Below are 21,257 nucleotides of genomic sequence, written 5' to 3' on the forward strand. Positions count from 1 at the left end.
AGTTCAGGCCAATGGAAACGGGCGTTTTCGTTGGCCGGGCGGGCGAACGCTTCTTTGCCGGTGCACGCATTCGTTTTCAGCGCCTGACAGAAAGCCATCGCTAGCAGCTAGCTCCCACAGTAGATCTTCGGTGAACACAGATTTTGTGTTCGGCATCGATTCAATGTGGGAGCTAACCTGCTAGCGATGAGGCCCTCACATTCAGCGCAAATCCAACTGCTGCCGATACGGCAAATCCGGCCCGGTCTTGCTGCACGTCAGCGCCGCTGCCTGCACCGCGAACTTCAACATCCCGTCGATCTGCTCGCGCGCAAGCGATTGCACACCTTCCACCGAATCCAGATGATGCTCGGTCAACCACGTAATCAACGCCGCCTGGAACGTATCGCCAGCCCCCACGGTGTCGGCAATCTTCACCGAACAGGCCGGCACCGACCACGAGCCATGGTGGCGGCTGAACACCGTCGCACCCTCGCCACCACGGGTCAGGAATACCAACTGACAGCGATGCTGCAACCAGCCTTCAATCACTCGCTGCGGATCCTGCTCGGGATATAACAGGCTCAAGTCCTCATCGCTGACTTTGATCAGGTCGGCCAGCACGACCAGCGTGGCCACGCGCGTACGCCAGAGATCGATGTTCGGTTCAGGATTGAGTCGCACGTTGGGATCGAGACTGATCAGACGCTTGCCACTCTCGCGCTGGACCAAGGCCAGCAACGTGTCGGCAATCGGCTGCACCACCAGCGAGAACGAGCCGATGTGCAAGCCGCGCACTTCCGCGCCCAGTTGCGGCAGATGTTCCGGTTTCAACTGTCGGTCCGCGCAGCCTTCGCCACGAAAACTGTAATGCGGCGAGCCATTGGCGCCGACCGCGACCATCGCAAGGGTGGTCGGTGCCGCGAAATTCACCAGGTAATCCGCACGTACACCTTCATCTCGCAGCACTTGCTGCAAACGCCGGCCAAGGTAGTCGGTCGATAACCCGGCAAACAGCGCCGCATCCACGCCAAGGCGGCGCAAACCGACCGCAACGTTGAACGGCGAGCCACCGGCAATCGCCTTGAAATTCACTGTTGAAGCCAGGCCGCTGGCGTCGTCTTCACTGAAGAAATCGAACAGCGCTTCGCCACACACCAGGTACATAGTTGTTCACTCTCTAAAGGGTTGCGACATGCTGTTGATAGCGTTCATAGGCCTGCTGACAGGCTGCCACGTTTGCTGCGATCGGCAAGGTTTCGCTGGCGAGGTCGAGCTTCACGCAACGCTCGCACAGGTCCGCCAGGCTGTCTTCGTGGCCGTTTGCCCAGGATTTGCACCACGCGGCCTGAATCGCCGCGCCGAGGGCGGCGGCTTCGCTTTGTTCGGTGCAGATCACAGGGGTGTTCATGATGTCGGCGACGATCTGCCGCCATACCGGACTTTTCGAGCCGCCGCCGATCAGGCAGATGCGCAGGCTTTGTAAGCCATTCTGGCGCAGCAGGTCCAGCCCGTAACGCAAACCGAACGTCGTGCCTTCGACCACGGCGCGACACAGGTTGGCTTGCGTCAGGTTCGTCATGGTCAAGCCGAGCAAACTGCCGGTGGCATGGGGCAGGGCGGGGACGCGTTCGCCGTTGAGAAACGGCAGCATGCACACGCCTTCGGCGCCGATCGGCGCTTGCGCAACGAGGTGGTTGAATTGCTCGATATCCAGCGCGAACAAATCTCGAATCATCCCGGTGGCGTTGGTCAGGTTCATGGTGCAGATCAGCGGCAACCAGCCACCGCTGGAGGCACAGAACGTCGCGACCGAGGCGTCCGGGCTGACTTTGGGTTGATCAGCATAGGCATACACCGTGCCTGAGGAACCGAGGCTCATGGTGATCGCGCCGGGTCGGATGTTGCCGGTGCCGATGGCGCCCATCATGTTGTCGCCACCGCCGCTGGACACCAGCGCCTCGGGGTTGATGCCCAAGTGTTCGGCGATGTCCGGCAGGAGCGTGCCGACCGCTTGATGGGCGTCGATCAGCTCCGGCAGCGCGGCTTGCAAACGCCCGCTGGGATCGATGTCGCGCAACAGTTGCAAGTCCCACTGGCGAGTGCGCACGTTGAAATAACCGGTGCCCGAGGCGTCGCCGTACTCGCTGCAACTGCGGCCCGTGAGCCAGTGGTTGAGGTAGTCGTGGGGTAACAGGATGCGGGCGATCCGGGAAAAAACCTCCGGGTACTGTTCTTTGGTCCAAAGCAGTTTTGACACCGTGTAACCTGGTGCGATGACCACGCCGAGGCGTTCCAGCGAGCCTTTTTCGCCGCCGAGATGAGCGAGCAGGCGGTCGTTTTCCGCGGTAGTTTCTGTGTCGCACCAGAGTTTGGCGGGGCGTAGCACCTGGCCTTGATCGTCGAGCAGGACCAGACCGTGTTGCTGGCCGGAGACGCCAGTGCCGAGGATCTGCTGGCCGTCGACGTTGGCAGCAAGCAAGGCTCGGCGAGTCGCTGAAGTGAACGCTTCAAGCCATTGCGATGTGTCCTGCTCGCGGCGGCCATTGGTGCCGCTGATCAACGTATGCGCGGCTGCGCCCTGGCCGAGGACCCGACCGCTGACCGCATCGAGGACGATGGCCTTGGTGCCTTGGGTGCCGCAGTCGATGCCGAGGAATAATTGTTGGTTTGCCATGGGCGGTCCTTGCTGTGTCAGTTCGATATCAGCGTATTCAACATGTCGGGGGCTGTCAGGCAGCCATCGAGGGCAGTGGTTTCACCATCAAGCCAGCACCCGCTCCAGCGTCCGCGTCACACCCACCTCTCGCAAGCTATTGCAGCACCATTCAAACGCCGCCACAAACTCGGCTGAATGCGGAATCGCCGAGCCAAAAATTTCCTCCACCGCCAGTAACCGCTGGGTAATCAACGCATCATCCGCCACCAGCGCCTGGCAAAACGCGGCGCGCGGATCGGGAATCGAGTAGGTATCACCATTCTCATCCACCCCCTTCAAATACAACGCCCAGGCCGCCACGACCAACGCCGCACGTTTGGTCTCCCGGCCATCGGCAATCAGTCGGTTGATCGTCGGAATGGTGAACTTCGGAAACTTCGACGAACCGTCCGAACATACCCGCTCCAGCTGATCGGCAATCGCCTGATTGGAGAAACGCTCGACCAGTGTGTTCTTGTACTCGGTCAGGTCGATCCCGGGAACGGACGACAGCTGCGGTGTCACGTCCAGGTCCATGTAGGCGCGCATGTAGCGCACAAACAGGGGGTCGTTCATGGTCTCGTGAACAAAGCGATATCCCTTCAGGAACCCGAGATACGTCAGTGCCAGGTGACTGCCGTTGAGCAGTTTGATTTTCATCTCTTCGTACGGCGTCACATCATCGGTGAATTGCACGCCGACCTTCTCCCAGGCCGGACGCCCGTTGACGAACCTGTCTTCCAGCACCCACTGCACAAACGGCTCGCAGACCACCGGCCAGGCATCGTCGACGGCATGCTTGTCGTGCAATTGCAGCTTGTGTTCGGTGCTGGTCATTGGCGTGATGCGGTCCACCATGGCATTCGGAAAGCTCACGTGCCCGGCGATCCAGTCGCGCAAGTCCGTATCGCGTAAAGCGGCGAAGGCCAGCAGGGCTTTGCGAGTGACCGCGCCGTTGTGCGGCAGGTTATCGCAGGACATCAAGGTGAACGCCGGGATGCTGGCTGCGCGGCGTTTGGCCAACGCGGCACAGAGGAAACCGAACACCGTTTTCGGCGAGTCCGGGTGCGCCAGATCGTGCTGGATCTGCGGCAGGTGGGCCATGAATTCGCCGTTGCTGTCGTCGATGCAGTAACCGCCTTCGGTGATGGTCAGCGAGACGATACGGATCTCGGGACTGGCGAGTTTGTCGATCAGCGCTTGCGCGCCGTCCTCGGCCAGCAGCATGTCGCGGATCGCGCCGATGACCCGGACTTCGGTGTCGTCGGTGTCACCGAGTTCAAACAGGGTGAACAGGTAATCCTGCTCCTTCAGATCATCCCGGGCGCGGCGATCTTCAGCGCGCAGGCCGACGCCGCAAATCGCCCAGTCCAGGCCTTCGCCCGTGTTCATCAAGGCGTCGGTGTAATACGCCTGATGGGCGCGGTGAAAACCGCCGACGCCGATGTGCGCGATGCCTTGGCGGGTGTCGCTCAGGGCGTAGGCGGGCAGGACCACTTCGGGTGCGAGGTGCTGCAGGTTCTGTTTATTGAGTTTCATCACAGGCTCTCTGAAGTCAGGCCGCAGCGCGCAACGGACGGGTCAACGCCACGCCGTCGGCATCGAATAAATGGCAGTGCTCGGCGTCCAGGTGCAGGCTCAGGGTTTCGCCGTAGCGGCTGGCGAGGTCGCCGCGAACGCGCATGGTCAGCGCTTCACCGGACGCGGTCAGCACGTGGCAGAAGGTGTCGCTGCCCAGGCGCTCGCTGACGTCGGCGGTGACTTGCAAGGTACAGTCGCCGGTTTGCGCCAGTTCCAGATGTTCCGGGCGAATGCCCAGGGTCACCGCGCCGCCGACGCTCAGGTTGGCGCCGCTCAATGGCAAGGTGATGCGGGTGCCGGCATCGAGCGCCACTTCGCAGCTATTGCTGTCGACACGGGTGACTTTGCCCTTGAGGAAGCCCATTTTCGGCGTGCCGAGAAAGCCTGCGACAAACAGGTTGGCCGGCTGGTGATACAGATCCAGCGGCGAACCGACCTGTTCGATCTTGCCGCCATTCAACACCACCACTTTGTCGGCCATGGTCATGGCTTCCACCTGGTCGTGGGTCACGTAGATCATCGTGGCTTGCAGCTCCTTGTGCAGGCGCAGCAGTTCCAGACGCATCTGCACGCGCAGGGCAGCATCCAGGTTGGACAGCGGTTCGTCGAACAGGAAGATTTTCGGGTTGCGCACGATGGCGCGGCCGATGGCCACGCGTTGACGCTGGCCGCCCGACAGCTGTTTAGGTTTGCGCTCCAGCATCGGCCCGAGCTCGAGAATACGCGCCGCTTCGCCGACTTTTTTCTCGACTTCGGCTTTGGGTACGCCCGCCAGATCGAGGGCGAACGACATGTTTTTGCGCACGCTCATGTGCGGGTACAGGGCGTAGGTCTGGAACACCATCGCCAGGTCTCGCTTGGCCGGGCTGACTTCGGTGATGTCGCGGCCATCGAGTTCGATGGTGCCGCCGCTGACTTCTTCCAGGCCGGCGATCAACCGCAGCAGCGTGGATTTACCGCAGCCTGACGGGCCGACGAAGACCACGAATTCCTTGTCGTTCACTTCCAGGTCGATGCCTTTGATGATGGAAAAGCCTTCGAAGCCTTTTTGCAGATTCTTGATTTTCAGGTTGGCCATGGTGGTGGGCCTCCGCTTGTTATTTTTAAGATCAAAAGATCGCAGCCTGCGGCAGCTCCTACAGGAGATTTATGCCGATACGACGTCCCGCGCAGGAGCTGCCGAAGGCTGCGATCTTTTGCTTTTCAATGTTCATTTCACTGCACCAAACGACAGGCCGCGGACCAGTTGTTTCTGGCTGATCCAGCCGAAGATCAGGATCGGCGCGCAGGCCAGCGTGGACACCGCCGACAACTTGGCCCAGAACAGGCCTTCGGGACTTGAGTACGAAGCGATCAGCGCGGTCAGTGGTGCGGCTTTCGACGAGGTCAGGTTCAACGACCAGAACGCCTCGTTCCAGCACAGGATCAACGACAGCAGCACTGTGGAAGCCAGACCGCCCTTGGCGATCGGCAACAGCACCCGGACCATTTCCTGCCACAGCGTGGCGCCGTCGAGGCGTGCGGCTTCGAGGATGTCTTTGGGGATGTCCTTGAAGTAGGTGTAAATCATCCAGACCACGATCGGCAGGTTGATCAGCGTGTAGATCACGATCAGCGCGATCCGCGTGTCGAGCAGGCCAAAGCTCTTGGCCAGCAAGTAGATCGGCATCAGCACGCCCACCGGCGGCAGCATCTTGGTGGAGAGCATCCACAGCAGTGTGCCTTTGGTGCGCTGGGTTTCGTAGAACGCCATCGAGTAGGCCGCAGGCACCGCGATCAGCAGGCACAGGGCCGTGGCGCTGAAGGAGATCACCACCGAGTTCCAGGCAAAACTGAAGTAATCGCTGCGCTCGTTGATGTGCAGGTAGTTCTCCAGCGTCGGCGTGAAGATGAACTGCGGTGGCGTGGCGAACGCGTCGATCTCGGTTTTGAAGCTGGTCAGCACCATCCAGAAAATCGGGAAGAAGATCAGGATCGCGATGGCCCAGGCCAGGGTGCCAAGCAGCAGGCTTTGCAGGCGACGGGATTGTTGAAGGGTCATGGCGCAGGCCTCAGGCTTTGTCTGTCAGGTTTTTGCCGATCATCCGCACCAGCACGATGGCCGCGATGTTGGCGATCACCACCGCAATCAAACCGCCGGCGGACGCCATGCCGACGTCGAACTGCACCAGCGCCTGGTTGTAGATCAGGTAGGCGAGGTTGGTCGAGGCATAGCCGGGGCCTCCGTTGGTGGTGGTGAAGATTTCGGCGAACACCGAGAGCAGGAAGATGGTTTCGATCATCACCACCACGGCGATGGGACGCGCCAGGTGTGGCAGGGTCAGGTGCCAGAAGATCGCGATGGGCCCGGCGCCATCGAGGCGCGCGGCTTCTTTCTGTTCCTGGTCGAGAGACTGCATGGCGGTCATCAGAATCAGGATCGCGAAGGGCAGCCATTGCCACGAGACAATGATGATGATCGACAGCAGCGGGTAATGCGCCAGCCAGTCCACCGGTTGTGCACCGAAGAGTTTCCAGACGTAGGCGAGAATCCCCGACACCGGGTGGAAAATCAGGTTTTTCCAGATCAGCGCACCGACGGTGGGCATGATGAAGAACGGCGAGATCAACATCACCCGCACGATGCCGCGACCGAGAAACTCACTGGCCTCCAGCAATGCGCTGATCAATACCCCGAACACCACGCTGATCAACAGCACGCTACCTACCAGCAACAAGGTGTTGGTGGCACCGGGCATGAAACCGGAGTCCGTCAGGAAGTAGGTGAAGTTCTCAAGTCCCACGAACTCGTTTTCACCAGGATTGAGCAGGTTGTAGCGGATCATCGAAAAATACAGCGTCATGCCCAATGGCACGATCATCCACAGCAGCAACAACGCCACCGAGGGGCTGACCAGAAACCAGCCGGGATTGGCCAACCGGCTTTTACGCACCGGCTGGGGAATGTCCATGTGAGCTTTGGCAGTTGAAGTATTCATGGCGTTAAAACCGATTGGGAACAGACGATGAAGATCAACTGTGGGAGCGAGCCTGCTCGCGATAGCGATTTATCAGCCAACACTGATGTTGAATGTCATGGCCTCATCGCGAGCAGGCTCGCTCCCACATTGAAATGGTGGGGTTACTTGGGATAACCCGCGCGCTTCATCTCACGTTCGGTGGTTTGCTGGGCGGCGGTCAGGGCCTGATCGACCGTGGTCTGGCCGATCAGCGCGGCCGAGAACGACTTGCCAACCTGGGTGCCAATGCCCTGGAACTCAGGAATGGTCACCAGTTGAATGCCGATGTACGGCACGGGCTTGAGCGTCGGTTTGCTCGGGTCCGCCGCTTTCAGCGATTCCAGGGTTACCTTGGCGAACGGTGCGGCGCTCATGTAGGCGTCGCTGTAGGTCGAGGTCCGAGTGCCTGGTGGCACGTTGGCGATGCCGTCCTTTGCTGCAACCAGTGCGCCGTATTCCTTGGAAGTCGCCCAGGCGCTGAAGGTTTTTGCCGCGTCCTTGGCCTTGGAGCTGGTCGGAATTGCCAGCGCCCAGGAATAGAGCCAGGCCGAGCCTTTATCGGTGGTCTGGTGCGGCGCGTAGGTGAATCCCACGTGCTCGCTGACTTTGCTCTGGGTCTTGTCGGTGACGAACGAGCCGGCCACGCTGGCATCGACCCAGATCGCGCACTTGCCACTGTTGAACAGCGCCAGGTTTTCGTTGAAGCCGTTGCTCGACGCGCCCGGCGGACCGGAATTCTTCATGGTGTCGACGTAGAAGTTCAGCGCGTTTTTCCACTCGGGGCCGGTGAATTCAGGCTGCCATTTCTCATCGAACCAGCGTGCGCCATAGGCGTTGGCGATAGTGGTGATCAGCGCCATGTTCTCGCCCCAGCCGGCCTTGCCGCGCAGGCAGATGCCGTACTGCTCTTTGTCTTTATGGGTGAGTTTGCCGGCGAATTCGCCGATCTGTTCCCAGGTCGGACGCTCGGGCATGGTCAGCCCGGCTTCCTTGAACAGGTCGGTGCGGTAATAAGTGATGGAGCTTTCGGCGTAGAACGGCAGGGCATACAGCGAACCCTTGACCGACAAACCTTCACGTACCGACGGGAAAACGTCGTCGAGATCGTAAGTGGCGGGCAAATCCTTCATCGGTTCCAGCCAACCCTTGGCGCCCCAGAGTGCCGCTTCGTACATGCCGATGGTCAGCACATCGAACTGCCCGCCCTGAGTGGCGATGTCGGTAGTCAGGCGTTGGCGCAGGACGTTTTCTTCGAGCACCACCCAATTGAGCTTGATGTCCGGGTGCTCGGCTTCGAAGGTCTTCGAGAGCTTTTGCATGCGGATCATGTCGCTGTTGTTGACGGTGGCGATGGTCAGGGTTTGCGCGCCGAGGCTGACGCTGCTGAGGGTCATGCAGGTGAGGGCTAGCAGAGCTTTTACCGAAGGTTGCATCGTGCACTCCTTTTCTGCACCCGGTGGGGACAGAAGGACAGTTATTGTTTTTGTGTCTTCCGAGGCAGGAAGAATGTGCGCTGATTACAGCCTTCAATTGAGGATGAGACAAATCATTCATCGCACTTGAATCGATACTTTTTTGCACTGGCGTTTGCAGAAGCAAACGAAGGGAAGGGCTTTTCAGCGCTCTGGCGCTATCGAATACGTACAGGTTCTGGCTTCAACGCCGCACCCACAGGGTTGCATGTGCTAGCCCAGATTCTGCTCGGTCAACCGCTGCACCGCCAACCGCCGATAGTGCGAGGGCGTCATGCCTTTCAATTGCTGAAAGCGTCGGTTGAAATTGGAAATGTTGTTGAAGCCCGACTCGAAACACACATCGGTCACCGGTTTATCGCCATCGGCCAGCAGCTCGCAGGACTTGCTGATGCGCAGGCGGTTGACGAACTCGATGAAGCAGCGCCCGGTGGCCTGTTTGAACACGCGGCTGAAGTACGTCGGCTTCATGCCCAGGTGCTCGGCGACTTCCTCCAGCGGCAGTTCACGGGCGTAGTGGGCAAAGATGTAATCCACCGCCCGGTTAGTGCGGTCGATGTTGTGTTCGTCCGCCAGTTGCGGGGTTGTCGCACCGGACAGCAGTTGGTAATCGTCGGAAGCGGCGAGCAACTCCAGCAAAATGAAAAAGTGCCCGAGCCGGGTGACGCCCTGGGTGTCGGCAATGCGCTGCATCAAGGTCATGGCCTGGCGGATGGTGCGTTTGCAGCGAAACTCGATGCCGTATTGGGCACGCTCCAGCAAGGGCGCAAGCGACTTGAGCTCGGTAAACACCTGATGGCCACTCTCGAACAACTCGTCGGTGAAATTGACCAGCATGTCGCGCTTGGGCACCACTTCGTCCTCGGCCACCTGGCTGATCCAGTTGTGGGGCAGGTTGGGGCCAGTGAGAAAGAGTGTTTCCGGGTAGAAATTGCCAATGTAGTCGCCAATGAACACCTTGCCGGAACTGGCGACGATCAGGTGCAGTTCGTATTCCTTGTGAAAATGCCAGCGCACCAAGGGGCAGGGGAAGCCGTGCTGGCGATAGATGATCGACAACCCGTTGTGGTCGTCCATCAGTTCGTAGGAAGGATCGGTGACTCTGGCAGTCCGGGTCATATCAGGGCGCTTTTTTTGTTATTGCGCCCTGATCATGCCTCTTTAGGGGCCGACATTACCAGCTTGCGGCATGTTGACCCGTGTCATGCCCCCACGGGCTCATGCAAGGCGCTGCCATAAACCGCCTTCATGCTGGTGGCGCTCCAGCAATAACGCACGATATCTGACTCGTCGAAAAAGTCGGTGCTGATGAGGCTGCAACGCGTCACCCAGTCCCGGGTCGGGTTGAACCAGTCATTGATGTGGTTCTTGATGTCCTGAGGCCCGCCCAGAAAACCGTAACTGGTGGCCGACAACGACCAAAGAAAGGTCTCGAAAGGCGCGTCATGCAGGGTGCTGGAAATGTGGCGTTGCAGTTCCGTTGTGTCAGTGAAGCGATCGCCGCTCCATTTGTGCGGAATGCGCGGCCAGAAGTAATCATCGTCCAGCCCCGTCACTACGTGCGCTGCCAGTACCAGTCTGCGGCGGGTACTGATGTGTTTGAGTTCTCCCACCGTTTTCCTGGCGTCGGAGGGCGGTATGACTCGCTGATGGAGCCGATTCACCAACAGATCATTCAGTTTCCTATGGTCAAAGCGCTTTGTGCCGTCGCCCATTTGGTGAAAGTCGAAGACGATGAACTCATCCGGATTTTGATCAAGGAACGTCAATGTCGCGTCGATCAGCTCATCGAGAACGCGATGGGACTGATAGCCATTGTGATGAAAGTAGAAGATCGATTGATCGTGCCCTTCGGTGTAACCGAGACGGATATCAAATGCCCGTGCCCCGTTGGCCAGCTGCCATGCAAATGAATCGTTTTGACACGTGGTCCAGTTGCCAATCAGAACATCATAGTTGGGGGCTTTTTTGTCCATGCCGCTGTTATGAGTACAGGGCCAGATCAAGTCGGTCAACTTCAGACGGTCAATGTCGAGAACGTTGCTCATCCATTTCTTTTTGTCGAGAATGCCTTGTAAAACTTGGGTCATTGTCTTTCCTGATAGTAACTTCAGCCCGTCCGTGGGATGAAGTGGATATATGTAATTTCAAGCATAGAAGTGCGGTCCGACATTGCCAGTGACGGAAACATTTGCACAAGTTAATGGCTGTAGGCGTTTGCCTTGATCAGGTTGGCCGTCCGGCAATGGCCTACCAGATTCGACGTTTCAAAAAAATCCGCATTGATAATACTGCTCTTCAGAACCCAATCCCTCGCCGCAGGGTCGAACCATTGATCAAGCTGCTCGCGGATGTTCACCGGACCGCCCGCTGCATGGTAACTGGTCGCGGAGAGTGACCACGGCAGATTGCCGGATGGCGGGTATTTCATCACCCGAGTGATATGCGCGTTGAGCTCACTGATGCTGGTCGTCCCGATCCCGCTCCATTCGTGCTGGATGGACCGACTGAACAAGGTTGCATCGAATGCCGGGTGATATTCGGCCGCAACCAGCACACGCTGGGCATGACTGGCCCGTTTCAATTGACCGAGGGTCAGGCTCGCATTTCTGTAAGGAATTATCCGATCACCCAGATGTGTCATCAGCAGGCGGTTGAACTCCTGATAGCCAAGGCGCTGGTCGCCTGTATTCAGCTGATGAAAATCGAGAACGATGAATTCTTCGGGATTTTCCTGCAGAAACCGGATCACGCTCGTGATCAGGTTTTCCAGAGAGCGGGAAGAGCGAAAACCGTTGTGCTGAAACCAGAATGTTCCGACACCATTGCTGCCGATTTCATACTCAAGCCGCAAGTCGAGCGCACGTGCGCCGTGGGTCAATTGATAATAAAACGAATGGGTCTGACAAGCGGCCCAGTGACTGATGCCCGGCGCCGCATAGGAAGCCTTTTTATCCACGCCGGCATTATGGGCGCCGGGCAAAACCAGTTCCGCAAGCGAAAGTGCATCAATAACGGGAAGTTGGGTCATCCAGTTGTGGGCTGTGAAATATTGAGTGTCATAGGGAAAGGCGGGCAGAAGTCGATTCATATCGTTATTCATAGTGCGTCCTTGCACAGTGGGTTAATCGTCAGATGAGACGATTCTAACGATCAAGTGTCTTCTTTAGTTCGATTTTTCGCTTCAATCCATTGCGCCATGTATTGAGTGCTTTTGTGTTGATGGTGACGCAACATGCTGCCGGTAAAGTTGTCCCGTCTAAGTTGCGCCAAATGCTGTTGGCAATACTCGAGTCGTGCAATCAACGCCGAACCGTGAGTGTGTACCTGGTAACGGTCGGCGAGCAGTTCCAGGCCAACAGTCTGGGCGTTCGACCATTGCGCCTGGTCTTTATAGAGTTGCACCGCACAATCAGCGAACTCGCGCGCCGTACGGGTCACCGCGCCCGGCCAAGGGCCGTTGCCATGCATGGCTTCGGCGCCGATCGGTGTGGTGACATTTGGCGTACCGCAGATCATTGCATCGACGATCTTGCCTTTGATACCCGCACCGAAACGCAAAGGTGCCAGGCATACCCGCGCCGCCGACATCACTTGCAACGCATCTTCCGCCCAGTTCATGACATGGAAACCCTGGGCCGCATTATGCAGGGCCGTCGCTTTGGGCGGCGTATAGGCCCCGTAGATGTGCAATTGCGCAGTGGGCAACTGCTCGCGAATCAGCGGCCAGATCGTGGTTTTCAGCCAGAGCACCGCATCCCAGTTGGGCGCATGGCGAAAGTTGCCGATATGGATAAAGTGCCCGCGATCTTCGAACGGTGCGGGCGGGCTGTCGGGTACATCGACCATCAGCGGGCACCAGTGCAACAGGTTGCGTGGCACGTTGAACTGCTCGACCAACAGCTCGATTTCCACTTCGGAAATCATCAGGTTCAGGTCGCAGCGATACAGCGCCGCAATCTCCCGTTTGGCCAGGTCGGTATCGGCCATCAGCTCGAATTCTTCACGCAAGGCCGGCGCGAACAGTTCACTGAAGTCAGTGTCATTGTCACTGGCTTTCAACCGGTCCTTGAGTCGTTGATGCCGCGCATGGCGCAGGCTCTGCAAATCCTGCGTGCCGAGCACACGCAAGGCATCAGGGCAGTGCTTCTCGACACGCCAGCCGAACTGTTCTTCCATCATGAATTGTTCGAACAGCACGATATTCGGTGCCAGTTCGCGGACAAATGTGTCGAAACTGCTGTTGTTCAGTTCGATAGGCACTTCACGAATGCCCAGCGCCGTCAGATCCTCCTGATGCTCGCCAGCACCGGCCGGGCTGCTGAATGTCACGTCCCAGCCTTGTTGCAGGAAAACTCCGAGCAGTTGCATCACATACCCGCCGGCGGCTGAAGAGCGAGGCTCGGGCCAGACGTAGCCGATAACCAGGACTTTGGTGGCGCGGGGGGGAGTCATGAGGGGTGTTCCTTGAGGCAGGTAGAGAGCAAGGTGTACGAGGGGCAGTAATTAAACCATAGGCCATGTGGTTTCGGTGTTTGAAGCGTACTGAATGGGTGGACGCTCCCGAGCAGGAGCGTCGTGCTGGACAATATTGGCAGGATGTTAATTAGCCGTCTTTACGATTACGCGGTTTTCAGCCCGTTGATGGCAGCAGTCCATAGTGGACCCGTTGGGTCCGCCCATCCTGTGTTGGGGGGCGTCACACTGTTGTCGGTAGTGATGATCATCTTACCTTCGTTTGCCCAGGTCGCCATTTGGGCTTTGAGTTGCGTTGTGTAATCACGTGCACGACAACTGATTCCTGCCCATGAATCGGTGATATACGCGTTGTCGAACTCAGGCTCGGTAAAGTGGCGCGTTACAGGAGTAGGCCCCGACGGTCCGCCTACCATTGTGAAGGCATGGCCGTTCATGTGCCAAACTCTGGCGGCCCCGCCATTCCTCTGAATGATCTCCATGGACACTTTGGCCATATGGTCACAGTTTCCGGCACCGGTTTTGAGTAACACCTCAACAGTATCGGGTTTACCCCACCTGGAGTACTCCCATAAAACGACCGGCTGGGTGAGCTCCACCCGCTGTACATCAATGGGATCGCCGGAGTTGCGCTGATTAAACGGTCCAAGCCCGGTCGCCTCAACTTGTTTGAGCACCTGCTCTTTTGCGAAATCCGCGTATAAACGGTTTTTACTGGCTTGCGCTAACATGTTAAAGGCAGGAGGCTTGAGCATCGTTTCGATTTTTATCGCTGGAATGACAATCTCGACATTGAAGTTTCCGATATTATTTTTCAAGGCCGTCACGACAAGGTCACGCTTTTGTTCATCTGTTAATCGTAACATTTTTCTTTTGAAATCTGCCAGATCTGCAGGGCTTAGTCTGTTGGTTGCCTCCAGGTCGCGATACAATGAATCTATAGTTGGCAATAGGATGAAATCGTTTTTAGGCAGGAGTTGGCCATTAGGCAGGAGCTTGGCTGCGGCCTCAATAAAAGGGTCCTTGAGTTGGTGATAGTCCGTAATAAGGGCCTTTCCAAGGCCCGTATCTGAGTGGCTGATACGTGTAAATACGACGTTGTTGGTTGTCCTTCCGTCATATTTGCAAAAGTAAAATAGCCCAGTGTCTACTTCTGCCACTAAGTAGGTGTTCTGGCCACGTACAAAAAACGCTCTTACTTCACGAGCATCAGAAAGTCCATGAATAATATCGTTAATTTTGACGACGCGGGTCGCAGCGTTAACGTCGTTATCGATATATGTGCCTGCAAATCCGAAGTGGTCATTTTTAATGATGCTGCCTGTAGTGGTCGCTTTGAATTGTAGAGGCACTGTCAATTCTTCTGGTCTGCAGTCCGTGTAATCGTAATTACACTTGTATATACGTCGCTCATGAACTACCCGGGGATCGACGCCTTGTTCTGCCGGTCGCGGATACAGACGCTTATGTTCAAGCGCTTGTGCTCTTTTTCCCGCGACGGAGCGGACGCTGGAAATCATTTTTGAGAAACAGTTACTTGTTGCTCGCTTGGATCTACCCCCACTGCAAATCGCCTCGAATCCCTCAAGGTCCTTGAAATAAGCCGGTGATGCTATGTCGTTCAGGGCTTCGGGATGTTTCGGGTCAAACCGATAAACCTTATCGCCCACCACAACATCAACCCCCGTTGTACGCTGTATGACGTGCGATTCGGTGTCGAAAAGTCTTGAAGGTGTGAGAGGGTTTGTCCCGTCGCTGAATGTTGTACGTTGCAACGGGATGGAGCTGTCGGGCATGAAGTTTTCCAGCGGTGGACCGTAGGGCCGGCTGCGGGTCGTATCAAACGCGTACCATTTGCCGTCTTTAAATAGCGCCGTGATGGGGGCGGCCTGACTTCCGGATGCTGCGGCTTTGAAGGTTCCGCTGGTAATGTCCGCGCGTTTTGACAGGTCAGCCGAGTTTATGGCCTTTGAAATGCCGAAGAGTTTTCTGCTCTGACCTATTCCTATTCTGGCTGCGCGATAAGCGTCCACACCCAATTGACACACCGAGTTTATTGCGGTTCTTGCGAGTTTCCCTAGACCATCGAACGGATTCGCCGAGGAGACCAGGGTGCTGCTGGCAATCCAGGTGGTCTTCAGGGCTTTAGGAATGAAATTTGCGCCGGACTTTACAACTTTAGCGATTTTTCCAGTGGCGCCAACGCCTGGAATAACGAAGCCTAATACGTCTAGCTCGCAGTCCAGCACTGCGCCTCTAACGTTACCTTGCATTGCATTCTCGATGCATGATTTGAACGGTACCAAGCCTAAAAGGAACTCGTTGATCACGCGGTCCGTTTCAGCAATTTGCTCTGTGTCGGTGATGCCTCTGGCAAGTGAATACAGCTCTTCGCGCCCGGGCATGAAGTGTTCTTCAACCAATGTAGAAGCCATAAAGCGCACGTTAGTGTCAGAAGCATGCATGTTCGCTACGGTAGTCACGTCAAAGCTGCCCGGTTTGAACCACACGCGCTTTTCCTTGGGAATGAGTTCCTCTATTATGACGGCTGAGCTGACCCCACTCTGTGGGGGGGTGCCGTCTTTATAAGCGCTCCAGTCGAAATTTTGCGATGTTGCAACTTGCGCTTTTACAATTCTGGGGTTATTGGTGGCGTGTACGTTCTGTATCTTTCCATCCAGAGGCAAGTTATTAGGAAGGTCTGTTCGTTTACGGATCTGCCCCGCGGAGGGGAAAATTTCGTAGTAACAGATTTTTTGTCCGAGTTTGGCCTGAACCAATATTCCCTTGTGGGCTACCAGGGGTTTTATTATCTCTTCTGTTTGTTGGTTTAAAGGTACCGTCGCTGCGCTCCTCAACGTAAAGTAACGCTGTTTACCATATTGTAGGATCTTCCGGTCTTCCGACGGCAAATTGGAAAATAACTCCATAATTGCCGTTTTTGAGCCAGTGCGAGCATTGGTAAAGTAGTCAGTAAATTGTTTTTCAAATATTGGCCCAACCGGCTTCAGCAGGCTCAGCCTGGATCGGAATTGAGCGAACGGTAAATCGTCACTGGTGGAGTAATACTCAAAGGACGTCAGTTTTTCATTGATGTAAAGGTCCAGCATTGAATAATAAATTTCTGTTTCGGATCCCGGCCGATCGGCTTTTAAAAGCACTTTTTCTTCGAATGGATAGTCCTTGCCGAAAACCCGAATCAGTTCTGCCCGTGCGATCTCTGTTCTTGAGGGCATGGACGCTGTCAGGTATTCCTGAGCCTTGGCGAGTTGGTCTGTATTTGTCTGAAATTTTTCACGAGCAATTTCAAGTTGCTCTTTTGAATAGATATCAGTCGGGCTTTGCTGGATAACTCCTTGGGATATTGCCCAATCAATAAGCGGATCCACAGACAACATTTGCGCTGCGATTTCCTCACCTACGTTAATCGGCTCGGTTGCGCCATACGCCATGACTTGTGCAAAGGTCATTTCGGGCACAGTGCCGGGGCTGATCTGTTCAATTCTGGCTGCCGCCATCCGCAGCGTTGCCCAGGTGTGGGACCCGCAGACCAGGTTGTCAGGCATGCTCCTGACAAGAAATTCTGGTGCGTTGGCCAATAACAAGTGGTGCGCGGCGACGGGGGCCATTCTCGAGGTGACTTTGCCGCTGGCTGCAAGATGATTTGCAAGGCGGGTGACAACTGTCGACGGCTTTGTGCCCCAGTTGGCTTCCTGAGTCAGGTTGTATCCACCCACATGGTTACGCGGCTCGCCTGGCGTGGCATCCAGTTCAAGTAACAACGCTGTCAACACCCATTCTTTTTCGCTGGAGGGTGTCGTAATTGCCCCAAGTTTCGCCCCCAGCGCACGGCCCCACCTATCGGCGCTCTCGCTGTTCAGTAGCTGGTTCAATACGTGTGCAGGGTCGTTGACTGGCAGGCCTAGCCATAGATGGTCATACAAGCTGCCGACCAAGCCTGGCTTGAGCTGACTGGCCGTTTCGCTGATGAGTTGTCGTTGTGCAGGCGATGGAGGGACAGGGTTGTTCAGCGCGCCGCGGAAGTTACCATTCTCTGGGCCGGCAGGGAGGTTGAAGGTCACCACTTCAATCAGGTTGCGGACCTCCGCCACGGTTGTAGGCAGTTTCCATGGTATGTCGCTGATGAACCGGCGCACGCTGATCGCGCGTCGGGCTTCTGCCGGGTATTCATTGGCGAATGATGAATCTGGATGCACGGACATGGAACAATCGTTGAGGTCAAGGATTGTCCAATCAGTTTTGTCTTTAATAAGGGCAGCCAAGCTCCCCACCAGATAACTATGGGTGTACAGATCACCCAATTGTTGCTTCATGCGTTTAGATGATACTTCCGATCTGGGGTCGTCAGCGTTTACGGGCGAAAACGCCTGGGCGGCATTCAGTTCACTGATGCGCAGTCGTGCGTCAGTGACGGTCGGAGGCTGAGTTTCGCCATGAAAATCTCTGATAAGCGACAAGGGTGCTTGTGAAGATAATGGACTAAACATCCGTTCATTTTTTGGGTTAACGACTTTGATCGCCCTGAGTATTGGCCCGGCAACATCAGCCCATCCGGAGTGGTCAGTCAGCGAACACCCGTAAGCCGTGCCTTTTGCGACACCGGTCAGGGTACCGTCCATGGGGTTTACTCTGACTGTACTAACGTCCAGACCGACCTGAGTGACCCACTCTAAAAAAAACGGGTTCTGGAAAGCCCCGACAACATTCGACCAACACCGACCAAAGCTTGAATGACTCGGCACCGAAACGTGTGGGGCGTGAGTCGGCTCCTCAACAGAACGCAGCAACGCCTCGGTGTAGCGGGGAATCAGCTCCCTGTCGCCCGCGGCCCGCGAAGAGTCCATCCAGGTCACATTGCGTTTTCTGCGCAGCAAACCGATCACTTGCGTTGCAGCGTCAATCGGCGAATCCGCCGGACTGTTATCGACGGCTTCGTACGCATCGATATCCGGGTTTTTTGGTTCTTCCATCTTTTGAAGGTATTCAGTCAGACGCGCGACTTGAGTCGAATCGTTTTCTTCGAGGTCAAGAGTCGGTTCAACGTCATCGCCTTGAAGGTTGGCTGACACGAGCACCGCTTCTGTGTCGCGCTTGACTCTTTTAGAGCCCGACGGGGAATCTGCCTGAACAGGCGCCTCGTGATCATGGGTGGCTATCTGCGCGTCATGAATCAACTCGAAATAGGTTTTCTCGGGCGCCTGCGAGCTTGGCTGTTGCAACAACAGCGCAACCTGATTGATCAGTTGATCGTCATTGAGCAGGTTCTGCTCCGGGGATTCGTACATCAGCTCGAGGATGGCGTCTGACAGGGAGGGCTGCCCGTTGGCGACGGGTGCTTCCAGAATCCTTTCTACTTCATCCTCCAGCAACTCCTGATGCAAGGCTGGACTTTCAATATCGAGGGTGATTTCGCCAGGAGAATGGTCGGGGAACAGCTGACAGTACTGGTTATAAACAGCCGAGGCGGCCATAAAGGCGGCAGTGACGCTTGTCCCCGGGTTATCCCTGGCAAGTTGAGTGGCTGCCGCTCCAGCCCCGAGGGCATGAGTGGCAAATTGAGTTGCTGCAGCACCAGCCAATGGCGCATTACTGGTAATGAACTCAGAGACTCTTGAGAGTGCTTCGTAGAGGTATGGGCCGAGTTTTTCCCACAAGGAGGGGACAGACTCAACGGTTCGTCCATAGACGGCTTGTTGTCCCAAACTGGACAGCATCGCGCTCTGTTCTTCGGATAAGGTAATGACCGAATCTGCGGCCGCGGCTGACGGAAACACGAGGGGGTCTTTGATTGTCGCCAAGAGATCGCGAACCGTTTGAGTCAACTGCTCCAGCGTGCCCATCTCTGGCGCTGCGGAGGGTGACGCCGGGGATACATCAGGCGTGGGCGATGACGCAGAATCCGTCTCGACAGGGTTGCGGTCGTCTGAGCGGGAGGCGGTTTGGAGGTTCGAGGATGCGAAAAAGTCATTCACCTCAGCTGCGGCTTTTTCTGAGGTGGCAGGCAAGGGGGGGATGGATACAGGCTGAACGTCTGTCGGGATGATATCGCTGGGGGCGGTCGGCATTACCGGATCCGCGACCCGATTGAGCGCATAAGACAAACCTGCTCGAAGGGCTGTGTCTCCCCCAAGTCCATTAACTGCATTTAATGTATACACGAGTGCTTGCGCGAGACTTCCGTCATGGCTCAGCGGTGTGGTGCCTACGTCGTGATGAAAACGAGACTTCTTTTCGACTTCCTGCATGTCCAGGAGTAGCCGGGATTGCCGTGGCGCTACTTCGGAGCCTGGCTCAGACTCAACACCAAAGAGCATGTCACGAGCGGCCAGTAATCCGGAATTTGCGATGTTTACACCGAGTTTTCCGAGCTCGACAGTATTCTCAAGCCAACTCCGCTGAGGCTGGTTGTCGATAATTTCAATCGCCATTAACCGCTTGTGCAGCTTGTGTACTGCGCCCGGAAAGCTTTCCGACCAAACATGGCGCATGCCCGGGGTGGGTTCCTCTATTTCTTTGACAAACTCGGAAACGAATTTAGCCATCAACATTTTGACTTGCTGTGTCGAGGGGCGAGCCTCATTGAATTCCTCGAATGCCTCGCTCAGGACCTTCAACTTCCCCTCATGAAGGGACGAGACCGCTTCTTTCGTGAACGTTCGCAATGCCTTCCAAGTGTCATTGTCGAGCAATTCGCCGTCGGCGATTTTCTGATTTCGCTGCGACCGGGTTAATTCCAGTTGCGTCTGGATAAATCCATGAACACTTTTGCCTTTGGTGTCATGGGGGAAATTGAAGTTTTCTCCGAGCGAACCGGCCCATTTTTCAGGGGGCAGGCAGCAGATGGTTTCTGCGAAGTCTTCTCGAGAGAGCCCGGCCGCCGGGATGATCCAATCCATGACGGCCGGTACGAGCAGTGGCACCAGCGATTTACCCGTGTCAGTTTGCAGAATGCCGGATCGGAGTATTTGTATAAATTCTTTCTCAGAGACAGGTTGGTTTCGCAATTGACTCTGGATCGATGACCATTTCCTTTCAAGAGAAGACTGGTCAAATATTGAGCATTGTTTCAAACCCTCTGCGGTGCTGTTGGTGCCTGAGTACACCGGAGGTGGGATCGGAGCGTCCGGATCAATGGGGGGAGTACTCCCTGACCTGACTTGATCAAACGGTACTTCGAATGCTTTTACTGTCGGGCTGGACCGCGTTTTCGCTTCGGAGAATCTGTTGCGGGGCAGGGGAGGTGCTGTTTCAAACGGGGTCGCAGAAGTGGAGCGAGCTGTAGCGGTAGCATTGGCCGTGTGCATGAGGACTCTATCTATACGCGGAATGAGAAAAACCTGGACTGCCCTCGGTAACAGGCAGTCAAGGCATCGGGCCGCGAAAGATAGGCGATCTGTCTATTTGAAAAATGATGAGACTATTTGTGAATCATCGGGTTTTATCCATACGTGTTCTTCGCAATGAACACCGCAACGCATGGCTCAGCTCTTCATTTGCCGAGAATGCCTTTGACCTTGTCCCGCAACTGGTCAATGGAAAACGGCTTGCCGATCACATGCATCCCTTGAGGTACTTCTATGCTTTCGGCATAACCGCTGGCGAACAGGATCGGCAACTCGGGGCGAACCATGCGTGCCTGTTTGGCCAGTTCGCGACCATCCATCACCGGCAACCCGACGTCGGTCATCATCAGGTCGATGCGCTGATCTTCATCGTTGAGAAACTCCAGCGCCTGTTCGCACCCGTCAGCCTCGAGCACCTTGAATTCCAGTTCATCGAGGACATCGACTATCAGCATGCGCACGATGGCGTCGTCTTCGACGACCAGGATGATGGATTTATCGGCGGACATAAGGGGGCTCTCAACAGTTGAATTCGCGGTGGCCGGTCGATCAAAAACACCGGGCTCTAGCATGAGTAAGTGACGGAACCCGACAAGTTCCCGGCCACGCCATAAAAAGAATAGCCGCATACGGGCCGGCAAGGATAACCGCTCCCATGTGCTGGAGCAGCTGAATGTAGGATTTTGCG

Annotated in this window: 13 protein-coding genes; all 13 read right to left on the bottom strand. The window is 56.3% G+C overall.

Going from position 1 to position 21,257, the window contains the following annotated elements; all coding sequences use genetic code 11:
* Positions 1 to 201: 201 nt before the first annotated feature.
* On the bottom strand, positions 202 to 1,146 hold the full coding sequence (locus tag ACM6I5_RS10690; RefSeq protein ID WP_414883789.1) for a carbohydrate kinase family protein: 945 nt from the start codon (positions 1,144 to 1,146) through the stop codon (positions 202 to 204).
* 13 nt (positions 1,147 to 1,159) lie between these two features.
* Positions 1,160 to 2,656 (bottom strand): xylulokinase, encoded by a 1,497-nt coding sequence (gene xylB / locus ACM6I5_RS10695; RefSeq protein ID WP_414883790.1) that lies wholly within the window; start codon positions 2,654 to 2,656, stop codon positions 1,160 to 1,162.
* Between the two features lie 87 nt (positions 2,657 to 2,743).
* A complete protein-coding gene (locus ACM6I5_RS10700) occupies positions 2,744 to 4,216 on the bottom strand; it encodes a mannitol dehydrogenase family protein (RefSeq protein ID WP_414883791.1) in 1,473 nt (490 codons plus the stop codon).
* A gap of 16 nt (positions 4,217 to 4,232) precedes the next feature.
* Entirely contained in the window at positions 4,233 to 5,336 is a 1,104-nt protein-coding gene (locus ACM6I5_RS10705; RefSeq protein WP_414883792.1) for an ABC transporter ATP-binding protein, read from the bottom strand.
* Positions 5,337 to 5,468: 132 nt separating this feature from the next.
* Complete coding sequence (locus ACM6I5_RS10710; RefSeq protein WP_007936731.1) at positions 5,469 to 6,299, bottom strand: carbohydrate ABC transporter permease; 831 nt, start codon at positions 6,297 to 6,299, stop codon at positions 5,469 to 5,471.
* A 10-nt stretch (positions 6,300 to 6,309) separates the two neighbouring features.
* On the bottom strand, positions 6,310 to 7,236 hold the full coding sequence (locus tag ACM6I5_RS10715; protein ID WP_017338727.1) for a carbohydrate ABC transporter permease: 927 nt from the start codon (positions 7,234 to 7,236) through the stop codon (positions 6,310 to 6,312).
* A gap of 143 nt (positions 7,237 to 7,379) precedes the next feature.
* Positions 7,380 to 8,690, bottom strand: a complete 1,311-nt coding sequence (locus ACM6I5_RS10720) for an ABC transporter substrate-binding protein (RefSeq protein ID WP_414883793.1) — start codon at positions 8,688 to 8,690, stop codon at positions 7,380 to 7,382.
* A 252-nt stretch (positions 8,691 to 8,942) separates the two neighbouring features.
* Positions 8,943 to 9,848, bottom strand: coding sequence for an AraC family transcriptional regulator (locus ACM6I5_RS10725; RefSeq protein ID WP_017338729.1), 906 nt, complete (start codon positions 9,846 to 9,848; stop codon positions 8,943 to 8,945).
* A gap of 83 nt (positions 9,849 to 9,931) precedes the next feature.
* On the bottom strand, positions 9,932 to 10,819 hold the full coding sequence (locus tag ACM6I5_RS10730; RefSeq protein WP_017338730.1) for a phospholipase: 888 nt from the start codon (positions 10,817 to 10,819) through the stop codon (positions 9,932 to 9,934).
* A 110-nt stretch (positions 10,820 to 10,929) separates the two neighbouring features.
* On the bottom strand, positions 10,930 to 11,832 hold the full coding sequence (locus ACM6I5_RS10735; protein WP_017338731.1) for a phospholipase: 903 nt from the start codon (positions 11,830 to 11,832) through the stop codon (positions 10,930 to 10,932).
* A gap of 50 nt (positions 11,833 to 11,882) precedes the next feature.
* A complete protein-coding gene (locus tag ACM6I5_RS10740; RefSeq protein WP_414883794.1) occupies positions 11,883 to 13,184 on the bottom strand; it encodes a glycosyltransferase in 1,302 nt (433 codons plus the stop codon).
* Positions 13,185 to 13,351: 167 nt separating this feature from the next.
* On the bottom strand, positions 13,352 to 20,530 hold the full coding sequence (locus tag ACM6I5_RS10745) for a hypothetical protein (protein ID WP_414883795.1): 7,179 nt from the start codon (positions 20,528 to 20,530) through the stop codon (positions 13,352 to 13,354).
* Between the two features lie 185 nt (positions 20,531 to 20,715).
* Entirely contained in the window at positions 20,716 to 21,078 is a 363-nt protein-coding gene (locus ACM6I5_RS10750; RefSeq protein ID WP_414883796.1) for a response regulator, read from the bottom strand.
* Positions 21,079 to 21,257 lie beyond the last annotated feature (179 nt).

Origin of the sequence: Pseudomonas sp. IT-P171, from assembly GCF_949767765.1 — a bacterium.
Lineage (GTDB): Bacteria > Pseudomonadota > Gammaproteobacteria > Pseudomonadales > Pseudomonadaceae > Aquipseudomonas > Aquipseudomonas fluorescens_B.

What these genes read in the sequence shown, in the direction of transcription:
- ACM6I5_RS10690 (WP_414883789.1), bottom strand. Translation starts at nt 1,146, where the DNA reads ATGTACCTGGTGTGTGGCGAAGCGCTGTTCGATTTCTTCAGTGAAGAC.
- xylB (WP_414883790.1), bottom strand. Translation starts at nt 2,656, where the DNA reads ATGGCAAACCAACAATTATTCCTCGGCATCGACTGCGGCACCCAAGGC.
- ACM6I5_RS10700 (WP_414883791.1), bottom strand. Translation starts at nt 4,216, where the DNA reads ATGAAACTCAATAAACAGAACCTGCAGCACCTCGCACCCGAAGTGGTC.
- ACM6I5_RS10705 (WP_414883792.1), bottom strand. Translation starts at nt 5,336, where the DNA reads ATGGCCAACCTGAAAATCAAGAATCTGCAAAAAGGCTTCGAAGGCTTT.
- ACM6I5_RS10710 (WP_007936731.1), bottom strand. Translation starts at nt 6,299, where the DNA reads ATGACCCTTCAACAATCCCGTCGCCTGCAAAGCCTGCTGCTTGGCACC.
- ACM6I5_RS10715 (WP_017338727.1), bottom strand. Translation starts at nt 7,236, where the DNA reads ATGAATACTTCAACTGCCAAAGCTCACATGGACATTCCCCAGCCGGTG.
- ACM6I5_RS10720 (WP_414883793.1), bottom strand. Translation starts at nt 8,690, where the DNA reads ATGCAACCTTCGGTAAAAGCTCTGCTAGCCCTCACCTGCATGACCCTC.
- ACM6I5_RS10725 (WP_017338729.1), bottom strand. Translation starts at nt 9,848, where the DNA reads ATGACCCGGACTGCCAGAGTCACCGATCCTTCCTACGAACTGATGGAC.
- ACM6I5_RS10730 (WP_017338730.1), bottom strand. Translation starts at nt 10,819, where the DNA reads ATGACCCAAGTTTTACAAGGCATTCTCGACAAAAAGAAATGGATGAGC.
- ACM6I5_RS10735 (WP_017338731.1), bottom strand. Translation starts at nt 11,832, where the DNA reads ATGAATAACGATATGAATCGACTTCTGCCCGCCTTTCCCTATGACACT.
- ACM6I5_RS10740 (WP_414883794.1), bottom strand. Translation starts at nt 13,184, where the DNA reads ATGACTCCCCCCCGCGCCACCAAAGTCCTGGTTATCGGCTACGTCTGG.
- ACM6I5_RS10745 (WP_414883795.1), bottom strand. Translation starts at nt 20,530, where the DNA reads ATGCACACGGCCAATGCTACCGCTACAGCTCGCTCCACTTCTGCGACC.
- ACM6I5_RS10750 (WP_414883796.1), bottom strand. Translation starts at nt 21,078, where the DNA reads ATGTCCGCCGATAAATCCATCATCCTGGTCGTCGAAGACGACGCCATC.